General features: G+C 59.9%; 13 protein-coding genes. 8 read left to right on the top strand and 5 right to left on the bottom strand.

Going from position 1 to position 14,581, the window contains the following annotated elements:
• Positions 1–140: 140 nt before the first annotated feature.
• The gene (ppx, locus tag HX818_RS13840; protein ID WP_003214007.1) at positions 141–1,643 is read right to left on the bottom strand and encodes an exopolyphosphatase; all 1,503 of its coding nucleotides are present in this window, start codon (positions 1,641–1,643) and stop codon (positions 141–143) included.
• Positions 1,644–2,115: 472 nt separating this feature from the next.
• On the opposite strand from ppx, the gene HX818_RS13835 reads away from it, so the two are divergent.
• The 4 genes from HX818_RS13835 (at position 2,116) to HX818_RS13820 (ending at position 6,683) form a co-directional block, all read left to right on the top strand.
• On the top strand, positions 2,116–2,775 hold the full coding sequence (locus HX818_RS13835; RefSeq protein WP_008438866.1) for a DUF1120 domain-containing protein: 660 nt from the start codon (positions 2,116–2,118) through the stop codon (positions 2,773–2,775).
• Between the two features lie 123 nt (positions 2,776–2,898).
• The gene (locus tag HX818_RS13830) at positions 2,899–3,615 is read left to right on the top strand and encodes a fimbria/pilus chaperone family protein (RefSeq protein WP_207241471.1); all 717 of its coding nucleotides are present in this window, start codon (positions 2,899–2,901) and stop codon (positions 3,613–3,615) included.
• Positions 3,616–3,622: 7 nt separating this feature from the next.
• Positions 3,623–6,127 (top strand): fimbria/pilus outer membrane usher protein, encoded by a 2,505-nt coding sequence (locus HX818_RS13825; protein WP_256346327.1) that lies wholly within the window; start codon positions 3,623–3,625, stop codon positions 6,125–6,127.
• Positions 6,093–6,683: a hypothetical protein gene (locus tag HX818_RS13820; protein ID WP_177020280.1), complete on the top strand. Its 591-nt coding sequence runs from the start codon at positions 6,093–6,095 to the stop codon at positions 6,681–6,683. Before HX818_RS13825 ends, HX818_RS13820 begins: the two co-directional genes overlap by 35 nt.
• Positions 6,684–6,687: 4 nt before the next feature.
• On the opposite strand, the gene HX818_RS13815 is transcribed toward HX818_RS13820, so the two are convergent.
• The 4 genes from HX818_RS13815 to HX818_RS13800 are packed head-to-tail and all read right to left on the bottom strand — an operon-like array spanning position 6,688 to position 9,535.
• Positions 6,688–7,425: an amino acid ABC transporter ATP-binding protein gene (locus HX818_RS13815; RefSeq protein ID WP_003213999.1), complete on the bottom strand. Its 738-nt coding sequence runs from the start codon at positions 7,423–7,425 to the stop codon at positions 6,688–6,690.
• On the bottom strand, positions 7,412–8,062 hold the full coding sequence (locus HX818_RS13810; protein WP_177020279.1) for an amino acid ABC transporter permease: 651 nt from the start codon (positions 8,060–8,062) through the stop codon (positions 7,412–7,414). Before HX818_RS13810 ends, HX818_RS13815 begins: the two co-directional genes overlap by 14 nt.
• A complete protein-coding gene (locus tag HX818_RS13805) occupies positions 8,059–8,727 on the bottom strand; it encodes an amino acid ABC transporter permease (protein WP_003213995.1) in 669 nt (222 codons plus the stop codon). The genes HX818_RS13810 and HX818_RS13805 overlap by 4 nt, the downstream gene beginning before the upstream one ends.
• A gap of 22 nt (positions 8,728–8,749) precedes the next feature.
• Positions 8,750–9,535 carry a transporter substrate-binding domain-containing protein gene (locus HX818_RS13800; RefSeq protein ID WP_003213993.1) on the bottom strand — a complete coding sequence of 262 codons (786 nt, stop codon included), beginning with the start codon at positions 9,533–9,535 and terminating at the stop codon, positions 8,750–8,752.
• Between the two features lie 255 nt (positions 9,536–9,790).
• On the opposite strand from HX818_RS13800, the gene HX818_RS13795 reads away from it, so the two are divergent.
• The 4 genes from HX818_RS13795 (at position 9,791) to HX818_RS13780 (ending at position 14,573) form a co-directional block, all read left to right on the top strand.
• On the top strand, positions 9,791–10,486 hold the full coding sequence (locus HX818_RS13795; RefSeq protein ID WP_003213991.1) for a FadR/GntR family transcriptional regulator: 696 nt from the start codon (positions 9,791–9,793) through the stop codon (positions 10,484–10,486).
• A gap of 121 nt (positions 10,487–10,607) precedes the next feature.
• Entirely contained in the window at positions 10,608–10,937 is a 330-nt protein-coding gene (trxA, locus tag HX818_RS13790; protein WP_003213989.1) for a thioredoxin TrxA, read from the top strand.
• A 234-nt stretch (positions 10,938–11,171) separates the two neighbouring features.
• On the top strand, positions 11,172–12,431 hold the full coding sequence (gene rho / locus HX818_RS13785) for a transcription termination factor Rho (protein WP_008438874.1): 1,260 nt from the start codon (positions 11,172–11,174) through the stop codon (positions 12,429–12,431).
• A gap of 156 nt (positions 12,432–12,587) precedes the next feature.
• Complete coding sequence (locus tag HX818_RS13780; protein ID WP_177020278.1) at positions 12,588–14,573, top strand: acyltransferase family protein; 1,986 nt, start codon at positions 12,588–12,590, stop codon at positions 14,571–14,573.
• Positions 14,574–14,581: the final 8 nt, after the last annotated feature.

The following is a 14,581-nucleotide window of genomic DNA, read 5'->3' as shown; positions in this document are numbered from 1 at the left end:
GGAGTTTCAGTCAACAGATTCATCGACTGATCCACCGCTTTCGCGAGCAAGCCCGCTCCCACATTTGTTTTGTGGCGTTGGATTGTTCCCACGCTCTGCGTGGGAATACATCCTGTGACGCTCCGCGTCACTCACTCATATCAGCGCACGTTCAGCGTGAACCCAACCCGCGTCAGCCACTCGGCTTCCTGGGCGAAATCCGCCTGGGTCAGCTGGTTTTCATCCAGCCAGTTCTTCGGGAATACCACGTCCAGGCTGTCGGCATTGGCCCGCAGGACCACTTGCGGCATTTCCTGGGTACCACGGATGTGGTGGAACAGGATCGCAAACCGCAGCAGCGCGCACAGGCGAATCAGCTTGATGCCCTCGGCACCGAACTCGGCAAACTTGTCCCGGGGGATGTTGCGGCGGTGGCCGCGTACCAGCAGCGCGAGCATCTGCTGGTCTTCACGGGAGAAACCCGCCAGGTCCGAGTGCTCGATCAGGTAGGCGCCGTGCTTGTGGTAATGGTAGTGGGCGATGTCCAGCCCCACTTCATGGACCTTGGCCGCCCAGCCCAGCAGTTCACGCCACACGCCGTCTTCCAGGTCCCAGTCCGCTGCGACCTGGTCGAAAGCATGCAGCGCCTTGCGTTCAACCCGCGCCGCCTGTTCCAGGTCGACGTGGTAACGCTCCATCAACGAGCTGAGGGTGCGCTCACGGACGTCTTCATGATGATGACGGCCCAGCAGGTCGTAGAGCACCCCTTCACGCAGGGCGCCATCGCAGTGGTCCATGCGTTGCAGTTCGAGGGCGTCGAAAATCGCTTCGAGAATCGCCAGGCCCGCCGGGAAAATGGTGCGGCGATCAGGCTTGATGCCTTCGAAGTCGATCTTCTCGGCATCCCCCAGCTTGAACAGCTTGCGCTTGAGCCAGGCCAGGCCTTCGGCGTTGACCTCGCCAGTGCCATGGCCGCCGGCCTTGAGGGCCAGGCCGATGGCGCGGATGGTGCCGGACGAACCGATGGCCTCATCCCAGGTCAGGCGGTGCAGGGCGTGCTCGATGCTCATGATCTCCAGCCGCGCCGCCGTATAAGCCTGGGCGTAGCGGGCCGGGGTGATCTTGCCGTCCTTGAAATAGCGCTGGGTGTAGCTGACGCAGCCCATTTGCAGGCTTTCGCGCAGCAGCGGCTCGAAGCGCTGGCCAATAATGAATTCGGTACTGCCACCGCCGATGTCGGCCACCAGGCGCTTGCCCGGAGTGTCGGCCAGGGTGTGGGACACGCCGAGGTAGATCAGGCGCGCTTCCTCGCGGCCGGAGATGACCTCTACCGGGTGCCCGAGGATCTCCTCGGCGCGACGGATGAACTCGCCCCGGTTGCGGGCTTCCCGCAGGGCGTTGGTGCCGACGATCCGCACGGCGCCCGGGGGCATGCCGTTGATCAGTTGGGCAAAGCGCTTCAGGCAATCGAGCCCGCGCTGCATGGATTCTTCATTGAGCTGACGCTCGTCGTCGATCCCGGCAGCCAGCTGCACTTTCTCGCCGAGCCGCTCAAGGATGCGGATTTCGCCGTTCTGGGCCTTGGCCACGACCATGTGAAAGCTGTTGGAGCCCAGGTCGATGGCGGCGATCAGGGACAGATTCTTGGCTTGGGATTGCGGCATGGTTAAGGGGTCTCGGTCGATAACCTCGCCATCGTGCCACGATCAACCGCTGACGCCAACGCGTAGTGCTTCCGGAATTCGCTCATCGGTGTCTTGGAGGAAAATCTGCAGGATATGTAGGGCGATTCTTGATGCGCCTGGCGATTGTTCCGTAGGGCAAGTGGAGTAACGGAAATCTCCAGCTTTAATAGGCTTCCTGAATATGCCTACATGGCTGGGTTATTTGTTCCAGTCGATAATTAAGTCAGGACTACTGCAAGGATGATCTAAGGGGACATTGTTTTTTTACCGCTCTGACACTAGTTCAGGCGTCGTCTCATTCTTTCTTCGGGTGTTTACGAGAGAGACTGTCACTCGGCAATTAAGCCGTGGTGTTAACTATTTGTAGTTTGCCTATCAAGGTTGATAGCAGTTGGGCATGGAATAGCCCGGCGAACCACATGCACCTGAGAACTTCAGTGACAGGATGAACATGAACAGAACATTTGGTTTGGCAATAGTGGTCGTTGGCCTGGCGGTAAGCATGGGTACTCAAGCAAATACAAGTGGTGCCGGGAACCTGAGAGTCACCGGAACCATTAAACCAGCTGCATGCACGGTAAACCTCGGCGCCACAGGCGGCACCGTTGATTACGGTACGATCAATGCGTCGAGCATTCCGCTGACCTCTTTCTATCCTCTGCCGGAAAAGTCGCTGCCGTTAAACGTCAACTGTGGTGCGGCGGCTGCTCAGATGGCACTGTCCGTTACTGACTCACAAACAAACAGTGTCGTAAGGGGGATCCTGGGAACCGGCTTCACCGACAACCACAACTTTGGTCTTGGCGCGGTCGGAACCAGGAATACCGGTGGCTATTCGATCAGGCTCGCCACCTTGACCACTGTCGGCGCTACGCTGTACCCGCTTAGAAGGACAAGCTCCGGCGGTGCCTGGAGCACCAGTGACGGCAAGGTCGAAAAATCTCCTTACCAGCACTCCTGGAGCCGTAATAACAACACAACTCCAGCCGCGGTCTCTTCCGTTACCGGCACTCTCGTAGTCAAGGCTGTGATCAATCGCGGCGATGCACTGGATCTCAGCAGGGATATTCAATTGAATGGAGCTGCTACTTTGGTAGTAACTCGAATCTAACTCTATAAACATGGCCAGCATTTAGCAGGCGGTCGCGCACCGTGGCTTCGTGCTGGCTCTTTATATGCGTATAGGTATTTCGTAATTGTCAACGGTGCGTTATCTGGTTGCGGGTAGAGTTCGATGAGTCGTCTTTTAAATACAGTTAATGCTCTGTTCTGGTGTGCGAATCTTTATTTTTTAGTTTCTGGCAGTGTAAGAGCGGATGGAATGGAACCGGAAACATCCGTTGTTATTCTTTATGAAGAGAACGGTGAAGCGACGATCAACGTAAAAAATACGGACGCTGGCCCTGCTTTACTTCACACAGTCATTCAAAACGTCCCGGAAGATCCGGAGACACTCTTGATCGTTACGCCTCCTATCGCCCGTGTCGAACCGGGCGAAACACAACTTGTGCGGTTTATCAGTACCTTGAAGCAGCCGCTCAAGACTCAGCGATTGAAGCGCGTCACCTTTGAAGGTATTCCGCAGGCCCGCGCCGAAGGGCGCTCGACTATTGGAGTGACCATTCGACAGGACTTACCGCTGATCCTGCACCCCCAGGGCTTGCCGCGGCATCAGGAGCCATGGAAGTTGCTGAAGTGGAAGCTGCGGGGAAATCGGCTGACGGTTCATAACGACAGTGCCTACGTGGTCCGGATGGGGCTGGAGGTACACCTGCTGCCGTCGAGGCACCCGGCGATATTGCCGCGCACCTATATCCTGCCTGGCGAAGTGTTATCGACCCGCATCGAAGAGGCGGTGGCCCAGGTCAGCGGTGTCGAGATTCAACCCGCGACGGTCTACGGGTATTCGGCAACCGCCTACGAAGCCTCCGTTGTTGTCGAGGCGGGTTGAGCGGTCTATGAGAAATGCTACCCATGCAAACGATTGGAGCCTCTCTGTACGACCCATTCGAACCTCGGTTTCCCGGACTTGTATCGGCCTGGCAACGCTGTGGAGCCTTCCCGCCTACGCGCTGGAGCTCGGATCGGGTTTTGATCTGGCGGTCTTGTCGGCGAACGGGATCGACCCGAAGGTTGCCCATTATTTTCGCAGTGCTGCGCGATTCCGCGAGGGCGTGCACGTGGTGGGGCTGCAGGTCAACGGCACCTCATTGGGCCTGGTGGAGGCACGCTTCGACTACCAGGGGCAGTTGTGTTTTACCCCGGTCCTGCTGGACAAGGCCGGGTTGCGGTTGCCAGCCGCGATTATTCGGCCAGGTATCGCGCCCGATCAGGCGTGTCATGACTTTCTCGGTGCTTACCCCGCGACCATCGTCAAGTTGCGCCCCGGCAGCGATGAGGTATCGCTGGTGGTGCCTACTCAGTCAATGCGCGAGGCCGAATGGGATGTCGGCAGTTTCTCCCAGGGCGGCACGGCAGCCTTGTTCAATTACGATGTGCAGGGATTCGAAGAGCGCTTCAACAGCGGCTCTTCCCGCTCGGTTTCGGCCTACACCGAGGCGGGATTCAATATCGGCAACTGGATCGTCCGAAGCCGCCAATTCTTTGTCTCCGATAACGGCAAGCGCAGCAGCGAGCATGTGAATGCCTACGCCCAACGCGATTTCGCGCCCCTGAAGTCGACCTTCCAGGTCGGGCAGATTTCCAGCAACAACCCGGTGTTCGGTGGGTTACAGCTGTCGGGTTTCCAGCTCTCGCCGGATGGCCAATCGCGCAGCCCGGGTGGCAGCAGCGTGGTGGTCGAAGGTTTGGCCCAGAGCCCATCCCGGGTCGAGGTGCGCCAGGCCGGGGTGTTGATCCATACCACACTGGTACCGGAAGGCCCGTTCACGTTGACCGGATTACCCATACTCAATGGCACCAGCGATCTTGAGGTCAGTGTCATTGGCACTCGCGGTGGCAGGCATGGGTTCACCGTCCCTGCCGCGTCCTTTGCGGGGGCGGTACCGATAGAGCCCGGTTATTACTTCTCCCTGGGCAAGGTGCGCGGGGCAAATCCGGGTGCCGGGGAGCCTCCGGTCGTGGCGATGGGCAGTGGGACCTGGGGATTGGGGCGCAACTCGTCACTGGGATTCGGCCTGTTGAGTACCGACGAATACCAGGCGGCGGGTGGCGTGTGGAGCAGTGTTTTTTTCCAGCACCTTTCGGTTGGCGTGCGCCAGAACCTGTCTCGCGATGGCCGGGACGAAGTTACCGGGGCTCGCAGCTCCGTCACCGTGGGAAGTCCGCTGTTCGCCGGCATTGAAATGACGTCGAGTGCCACTACCCAGACGCGGGATTATCGCGAAGTACTGGAAGTGGGGCAGCCGACGCGGCGTGACCAGCGGGATGCCCGCTTCAAGGACCAATACACGGTAGGTTTGAGTTGGGTCGACCCGTCCCTGGGAGGCTTTTCCGTCAGTTATTCCCGCAGCTCGCAATTTGATGATCGCTCCGCCGAACACGTCTTTGCCTCATGGAACCAGCAGTTCAATGGCACCCAGGTGGCTTTGATTGCGGATTCCCGGGTGGGCGGCTCTCGACCGCGCAAGGTCAAGAACACCGTTCGAGACGAGCGCAGCGATGTGTCGGATAAGGGGCTTTCGCTTCGGTTGCAGGTCACCGTGCCGTTCGGTGGGGATCGCCGCGTCACCTCGTATGCCAGTCGGCGGGGCGACAGGTTCGATCTTGGGACCGCCTTCAGCGATCGGGTCAACGACTATGTGAACTATGAAGTGGGGGTTGCGCGTGAACAGGCGAGCCGTACACAGGCTGTTCACGCCCGCGTGAATGCCATGCCGCGTTACACCCAGATAGGGTTGGGTGTGCGACATGATTCATTGAGCACCGGGTATAACGGCCAATTGCAGGGCGGCGTGGTGGCCCACGACAGAGGCATGACGTTCTCGCCCTATGCCGTCCAGGACACCTTTGGAATTGTCTCGGTGGGTAATGTCGGGGCAGCCAAGGTTTCGACGCCGCAGGGGCCGGTCTGGACTGACTACCGCGGGCAGGCGGTGATCGCCAGCCTGCCTGCCTACCGCAGCAGCAATGTCGAGGTGCAAACCCAATCCCTGCCCAAGCGCATCGATCTGAAAAACGGCACCAAGGTCCTTGCGGCCGGACGCGGTTCTTTCAACACGATCGATTTCGAAGTAGTGAAAGTGCGCCGTGTATTGCTTGAGGTCCGTGACGCGCAGGGCCAACCCTTGCCCCAGGGAGCCTCGGTTTTCGACAGCAACAATGCTTTCCTGACCAGCGTCGTGGGCGAGGGCATGGTCTTCCTTAACAGCCTGGATGAGTCGCGAGCGCTGAACATCTCCTTGCCAGATTCAAGCACCTGCTTGTTGCAACTGAACCTTGAGCCAGAATCCAATGACGACAAATTCTATGAAACAGGTTCGGCGCTCTGCCGTACCCTCTGAGCCGGTGGGGCCTTTTGACGGTGTACGCCTGCGTCATGGGCTTATCCTTTACCTGCTGCTGTTTGTCGTGGTGTTGGCCAATGAGGCGCGGGCAGATAACTGCCAGGTGTCCTTGAGCCAGCCCCGGGTTGATTACGGTCTGGTTCGCCAAGCCGAGCGGGGCCACCCACAGATCGCGCTGGGCAAGCGCACGCTTCGCCTGAGCATGGCCTGTGAGGTGCCGGTATCCATGGCGCTGCGCTTTACGGGCGTACCCGCAGGCCTGGAGGGCTTTCGGTTTGGGCGCCAGGGGCATTTCACCCTGAGCCTGCAGTCCGCTCAAGTCGATGGAAAATCCGTTGAGCTGGTAATGCCGCACCTGTCTGAAGAGCCGGCGACCGGACGATTGCTGCCGGGCCATAGGCTTGTTGCACACGTAGCGGGTATGCCGGTGCATGGGCGCCGCTTCACCGCCCTGGTCAACGTCGAGACCTTCCTGCCTGCGGCTTTGCTGGCCGTCAGGGATGAAACGACATTTGAGGGGCAGGGCGGTTTTGAGTGGGCGCCCGGGGCCTGATGCCTCAGTCCGTGCGCTCCACCGAACCGATGAAGTTGGCCAGCTCGGCGGTCTGCGGATTGGCAAACAGGATTTTCGGGTCGCCCACTTCATGCACCTTGCCCTGGTGCATGAACACCAGCTTGTCACCCACTTCCCGGGCAAAACGCATCTCATGGGTGACCATGATCAGTGTCATGCCATCCTTGGCCAGTTGGCGCACTACGCTGAGCACTTCGTTGACCAGCTCCGGGTCCAGGGCCGAGGTGATTTCATCGCACAGCAGCACTTTGGGCGACATCGCCAGAGCCCGGGCGATTGCTACCCGCTGCTGCTGGCCGCCGGACAAACGATCGGGGAACGCGTCGAACTTCTCCCCCAGCCCAACGCGCTCGAGCATCTGTCGCGCCAATTGTGCGGCCTTGGCTTTCGGCACTTTCTGCACCACTTGCGGCGCAAGCATGACGTTTTCGCCCACCGTCAGGTGTGGGAACAGGTTGAACTGCTGGAACACCATGCCGACTTTCTGCCGCAGGGTGCGCAGGTCGGCGCGGGCGGCGTCGAGGTATTCGCCGTCGACTTCAATCACGCCGTCGTTGATCGACTCCAGGCCATTGAGGGTGCGCAGCAGGGTGGATTTGCCCGAGCCGCTGCGACCGATGATCGCCACCACCTGGCCTTCTTCGACACTCAGGTCAATGCCCTTGAGTACGTGGTGATCGCCGTAATATTTATGCAGGGCGGAAATTCTAAGCAGAGGCATGCAGTCTCCTTTCCAGGTAGCGCGCACTGAGGGACAAGGGGTAGCAGAGCAGGAAGTAACCCAGCGCCACCAGGCCATAGACCATGAAGGGTTCGAAGGTAGCGTTGGCGAGCATGCCGCCGGTCTTGGTCAGCTCGGTGAAGCCGATGATCGAGGTCACGGCGGTGCCCTTGACCACTTGCACCGAGAAACCCACGGTTGGCGCCACGGCAATGCGCAGGGCCTGGGGCAGGATCACGTAGCGCAATTGCTCCAGCGGGTTCAGGGCCAGGCTCGCGGACGCCTCCCATTGGCCGTGGGCGATGGAGTCGACGCAGCCACGCCAGATTTCGGCCAGGTAGGCGCTGGTGAACAGGGTCAAGGCAATCGCCGCCGCCAGCCAGGGCGAAATGTCCACGCCGAGCAAGGCGATGCCGAAGAACACCAGGAACAGTTGCATCAACAGCGGCGTGCCCTGGAACAGCTCGATATAGGTGCGGGCGACATTGCGCGGGAAAGCCTTGGTGCTGATGCGCATAGTCATCACCAGCAAACCGATCACGCCGCCGCCGATGAACGCCACCAGCGACAGCAGCAAGGTCCACTGCAAACCGATGAGCAGGTTGCGCACGATGTCCCAGAACGAAAAATCACTCATCGGGCGTTCCTCATGACATAGCGCCGGCCGATCCAGTTCAGCAATTGGCGGATCATCAACGCCATGCACAGGTAGACCAGGGTTGTCAGCGCATAGGTTTCAAAGGCGCGGAAGTTGCGCGACTGGATAAAATTGGCGGCAAAGCTCAGTTCCTCGGTGGCGATCTGCGAGCAGACCGCCGAGCCGAGCATCACGATGATGATCTGGCTGCTCAGGGCCGGCCAGACCTTGCCCAGCGCGGGCAGCAACACCACATGGCGGAACGCCTCGAAACGTGTCATCGCCAGCGCGGCCGCCGCTTCCAGTTGCCCGCGGGGGATCGCCTGGATCCCGGCGCGGATGATCTCGGTGGAGTACGCCCCCAGGTTGATCACCATCGCCAGCACTGCCGCCTGCCATTCGGTGATTTTCAGGCCGAGGGACGGCAGGCCGAAGAAGATGAAAAACAACTGCACCAGGAACGGCGTGTTGCGGATCAACTCGACGTACACGCCGAAGATCCAACTGAACGGCTGGATCTTCCACGCCCGCACCACAGCGCCGACGATTCCCAGCGCCACACCCAGCACGGCGCCGATGGCGGTCAGTTCAAGTGTGAACAGCGCGCCGCGCAGCAGCAGATCGGTATTGGCCAGGACCGGCACAAAGTCGAATTGATAGGCCATAGGCTAACCCTAGTTACCGCGCTCAGAGATCAGCCGGCAGCGGCTCTTTGAGCCACTGCAATGCATTCTTTTCCAGGCTGCCGTCGGCCTTGGCCGCGACCAGGATCTGGTTCACCTTGTCCAGCAGCGCCGGCTCGTTCTTGTTCACGCCCACGTACACCGGCGAGTCCTTGAGCTTCACTTTCAGTGCCGGCACGCGCTTGGGGTTGCGTTCGCTGATGGCCACCATCACCACGTTGCCGCTGGCGATCAGGTCCACCTGGCCGGCGAGGTAGGCGGCGATGGTCGAGTTGTTGTCTTCAAAGCGCTTGATCGTCGCCTCTTTAGGCGCCACGGCGGTCAGCTCGATGTCTTCGATGGCGCCACGGGTCACGCTGATGGTTTTGCCCTTGAGGTCGTCAACGGTGCTGATCGGCGCATCGGGAGGGCCGAATACGGCGAGGTAGAAGGGCGCGTAGGCCTTGGAGAAGTCGATGACCTTCTCGCGCTCGGCGTTCTTGCCCAGGCTGGAAATCACCAGGTCGACCTTGCCGGTGGTGAGGAACGGGATGCGGTTGGTGCTGTTGACCGGGGTCAGTTCAAGCTTGACCTTGAGCTGGTCGGCCAAAAGCTTTGCGGTGTCGATGTCCAGGCCGCGGGGCTTCATGTCCGGGCCGACCGAGCCGAACGGCGGGAAATCCTGGGGCACGGCCACCTTGAGGGTGCCACGGGCGACGATATCGTCCAGACCGTTGGCCTGGGCGGGCGCCTGGCTCAGCATCAGGCTGGCAAACAGGGCAGTGAGCAGGGCGCTGCAACGCTTGGTCATGGCGACTCTCCGAAAAGGACGAAAGGATTTTCCGGTTTTTGCCAGTGCACAGCCCATGCCAGCACCGCCGTATTTCGCGCCAGAGCCGGTGGCTGTTGAGTCTTGGCGGTCTTACTGGTCTGAACAGTTACTGGGTTTTCTGCACCCTTTTCGAGCGCCGTCAAAACCGCGCGAGCCCCTTTGGGGCGTGGCTTGCCGGGCGCTGCGAATAGCTTTACAACTAGCCGCTCAGTTGACTGGAAACCTGAGTTTCTTATGAATTCCATCGCCCAAGCCGTACCGGAAGTGGCGCTACAGGCCATCCGCAAATTGATCGCTGACGAGGGCTTCGGGCCGGGTGATGCGTTGCCCTCCCAGCGCGACCTGGCGCTGCAATTGGGCGTGAGCCGGGCCTCTTTGCGTGAAGCCTTGTCGTCCCTCAGTGCCTTGGGCGTGGTAAGTGTGCAGCCGGGCAAAGGCGTGTTCGTGCAAGCGGCCGAAGAGCTGCCGGGGTTGGCCTGGCCGTTTACGGCACAGGCGACGCCGCTGGATATCTTTCAACTGCGCTACGCCCTGGAAGGTTTTGCGGCGGGGCTGGCGGCGGTGACGCTGACCACCGGGGAGTTGGACATCCTGGAAGATAACGTCGAGGCGATGCGCAAGGAGCTGAAGGCCGGTGATTTCGAGGCAGCCGCCCGGCTGGACTTCGAATTCCACCGGCGCATCCTGCTGGCCAGCGGCAATCAGGCGATGGTGAGCATCCTCAGCGCCAGTGCCGAGGTGTTCCTGGAGAGCCAGAAACTACCGTTCATCCGGCCGGAGCGGGCCATGGAGACCTGGCAGGAGCACCGCAAGGTCCTCCGTGCCCTGGCCCGACGCGCCAGCGGGGCGGCGCAGAAAAGCATGCAGGAACATGTGCGTAACGCGGCGTTGCGTACAGGGATTGCCTTCATCACTCCCGTAACCCCATGAGTTGGGCTATACCCAAACTCATGCGCCATCATAGGAAGAGTCAATCAGCTGCAGCTTCCTGAACGCGGGAAGGGCGGCTATGATGGGCAACGTTTTTTTTGCTTACAACCCGGAGACATCCATGAGCAACGATCTTATCAAGCACGTCACCGACGCGACCTTCGAGGCCGAAGTACTGAAGGCCCAGGGCCCGGTGCTGGTTGACTACTGGGCTGAGTGGTGCGGTCCTTGCAAAATGATCGCTCCGGTCCTGGACGACATTGCCACCACTTACGAAGGCAAGTTGACCATTGCCAAGCTGAACATCGACGACAACCAGGAAACTCCGGCCAAGCACGGCGTGCGTGGTATCCCGACCCTGATGCTGTTCAAGAACGGCAACGTCGAGGCCACCAAGGTCGGCGCGCTGTCGAAGTCCCAGCTGCAAGCTTTCCTCGACGCCAATATCTAAGCGTCCTCAAAAAGCCCCGCAATTTGCGGGGCTTTTTCGTGAAACAGGGCTAGACGCTCTGAAACTCAGGTGGTACATTCGGCCCCGCACTGGTTTCTCCACTGCCCCCTGCAAGCCGTCGCCGACGCTCTCCTTTTCGATTAGTACGCGATCCTGTCGCCTTCTCTGCGGCGCGGCCTCATTAAGCCAAAAGCTTAATTTCCCCCCCTCCATAAATGATTACGTCATTCCTATATGAATCTGACTGAACTCAAGCAAAAGCCGATTACCGAACTGCTCGAATTGGCCGAACAGATGGGCATAGAAAATATGGCCCGTTCGCGCAAGCAGGACGTGATTTTCTCCCTGCTGAAAAAGCACGCGAAAAGCGGCGAGGAAATCTCCGGTGATGGCGTGCTGGAGATTCTCCAGGACGGCTTCGGCTTCCTCCGCTCTGCAGACGCTTCCTATCTCGCCGGCCCAGACGATATCTACGTCTCGCCGAGCCAGATCCGTCGCTTCAACTTGCGCACCGGTGACACCATCGTTGGCAAGATCCGCCCTCCAAAGGAAGGCGAGCGTTATTTCGCCCTGCTCAAGGTCGACACGATCAACTACGATCGTCCCGAGAACGCGAAAAACAAGATTCTCTTCGAGAACCTGACGCCGCTGTTCCCGACCGTGCGCATGAAGATGGAAGCCGGCAACGGTTCCACCGAAGACTTGACCGGTCGTGTCATCGACCTGTGTGCCCCGATCGGCAAAGGCCAGCGCGGCCTGATCGTGGCCCCGCCGAAAGCCGGCAAGACCATCATGCTGCAGAACATCGCAGCGAACATCGCCCGTAATAACCCTGAAGTTCACCTGATCGTGTTGCTGATCGATGAGCGTCCGGAAGAAGTAACCGAAATGCAGCGCACCGTGCGCGGCGAAGTGGTTGCCTCGACGTTCGATGAGCCGCCAACCCGCCACGTGCAGGTTGCCGAAATGGTGATCGAGAAGGCCAAGCGCCTGGTCGAACACAAGAAAGACGTGGTGATCCTGCTCGACTCCATCACCCGTCTGGCCCGTGCCTACAACACCGTGATCCCAAGCTCCGGCAAGGTGCTCACCGGTGGTGTCGATGCCCACGCCCTGGAGAAACCGAAACGTTTCTTCGGCGCTGCGCGGAACATCGAAGAAGGCGGCTCGCTGACCATCATCGCCACCGCACTGGTTGAAACCGGTTCGAAGATGGATGAAGTGATCTACGAAGAGTTTAAAGGTACCGGCAACATGGAACTGCCTTTGGACCGTCGTATCGCCGAGAAGCGTGTGTTCCCGGCCATCAACATCAACCGTTCCGGCACGCGCCGCGAAGAGTTGCTGACCGCCGATGACGAACTGCAGCGCATGTGGATCCTGCGCAAGCTGCTGCACCCGATGGACGAAGTTGCGGCCATCGAGTTCCTGATCGACAAGCTGAAAACCACCAAGACCAACGACGAGTTCTTCCTGTCGATGAAGCGCAAGTAACACGACGCTTCGGTCAAAAAGGATGGCGCCCCATGGGGCGCCATTTTTTTTGTTTCTGGAAAAGGAGGTTTGGCTTTAGTGTGTGTCTGTTTAGAAACAAACTCGCGTGTGTGACTACACTCGCTGTCCATCCGATCAGGCAAATTACAAGATTTTATGACCATTCTCGCTTATCGCAGGGACATTGACGGCCTGCGTGCCATAGCTGTGCTCGCTGTTGTGCTGTTTCATTTTGGTGTACCGGGCTTTACCGGCGGCTTTGTCGGCGTCGACGTGTTTTTCGTGATCTCCGGCTACTTGATCACCTCGATCATCTGGCGCGAGCGTGAGGCCGGCCGTTTCAGTTTTGTCAGCTTCTGGGCCAGGCGAGCGCGGCGTATCCTGCCGGCACTGTTCGTGATGATGCTCGGCGCGCTGGTGGTGGGCTGGTTCCTGCTGGCGCCCAAGGATTACAGCGAGTTGGGGCGCTCGATACATAACCAGGTGGTGTTTATCTCCAACCTGTTTTTCATGCGTCAGGACGGTTACTTTGATGTGGCCTCCGATATCAAACCGTTGCTGCATACCTGGTCATTGTCGGTTGAAGAACAGTTCTACATCCTCTTCCCACTCCTGCTGACACTGCTGTCGAGCCGGCTCAAATATTGGCGCACGGCGCTGTTCGTGTTGTTGCTGGTGTCATTCGGCATGAGTACATGGGCGGTGGCCCACGCTCCGGAAAGAGCCTTTTTCCTGCTGCAGATGCGTGCCTGGGAGCTGTTGGCGGGCGCAATGCTGGCGGTAATGCCGGTACGCGAGTACCGCGCCAGCCCGGCGTTGGCGCAGGCCGTCAGCCTTGCCGGCCTCGGCCTGATCCTGCTGGCGGTCTTCGCGTATGACCCGAGCACGCCGTTTCCCGGCGCCGCAGCGCTGTTGCCGGTGGTGGGCGTGGTCTGCCTGATTTGGGCCAACGGCCAGCAAACTACCCTGACCAGCAAGCTGCTGGGTAGCCGCTTGCTGGTGGGGATTGGCCTGATCTCCTACTCCTGGTACCTGTGGCACTGGCCGGTGTACGTGTTTGGCAAGTACGCCAGTGTCGACGGGCTGGGCCCGTGGGAGCTTGGTGCACTGTTTGTGTTGAGCCTGGTGCTGGGTTATGCGTCCTGGCGGTTTGTCGAGGCGCCGTTCCGTGAACGTCGGCTGTTGGCAGGGCGCAAGCAAATCCTGGTGGCGGCGGGTATCGCGCTGCTTGGGTTGGGACTGCTCGGCAAAGGCCTGGTCATGACGAAGGGCTTGCCTTGGCGCCTGTCGCCCGAGGCGCTGCAATTTGCCCAGGCGCGCGAGTGGAGCCCGGACCTTATGGCCTGCCTGGTGGATGGTGGGAAAAATCGCCACCATGGATTTTGTCATTTCGGGCCTCAGTCCGCGCCGACGCGCGCGCTGGTCTGGGGCGATAGCCATGCCACGGCGCTGGTTCCGGCGTTGCGAGACGGCGCCAGCAAGTACGGTGTCAGCGTCACACAGGCGGGTTATGCCGGTTGCCTGCCGTTTAATCGCAAGGAAAGCGTTCCGGGCTGCTTGACCTTTAACCAGCAGGTCACGCAACTGCTCGGCAAGGAAACCTTTAGCGACGTGGTGCTGGTGGCGCGCTGGAGCCTGTATGTCTATGGGCAGCGCGATGGTGATACCGAGGCTTCGTTGCTGGACCCGGCGACCGGAACCTATGACCGCGCCTTCGCCGAGCGGCGCTTCGCTGAAAGTCTGGGCGCCCTTGTGCAGCAATTGCGCGCCAGCGGCCATCGGGTGTGGCTGGTCAAGGAAGTCCCCCTGCAGGAATTCAGTCCGCCTTACCGCCTGAGTCGCCTGGCGATGCTCGGCCGGCCCACCGACAAAGAAGGCATGCCCCTGGATGAGCACCTCCAGCGCCAGGCCTATATCAGCAGCGTATTCGAGCGCATGGCGGCGGCTGATCCCGGGGTAAAGGTAATGGATCCGGCGCCCAAGTTATGCAGTGCGAATGACTGGTGCCGGGTGGAACTGGACGGTCAGTCGCTGTACACCGACGACAATCACCTCTCGGCGGTTGGTTCGCGGTATGTCGAGGCGTTTCTTGAACCCTTGTTCAAAGCCTTGCGCGATGAAACCCAGGCATCGGCTCTTTGAGTCTGTGT

Origin of the sequence: Pseudomonas sp. F9001 (assembly GCF_013385435.1) — a bacterium.
GTDB lineage: Bacteria > Pseudomonadota > Gammaproteobacteria > Pseudomonadales > Pseudomonadaceae > Aquipseudomonas.
Note: the sequence above shows the minus strand (reverse complement) of the source record. Positions and strands in the feature narration are given on the sequence as shown.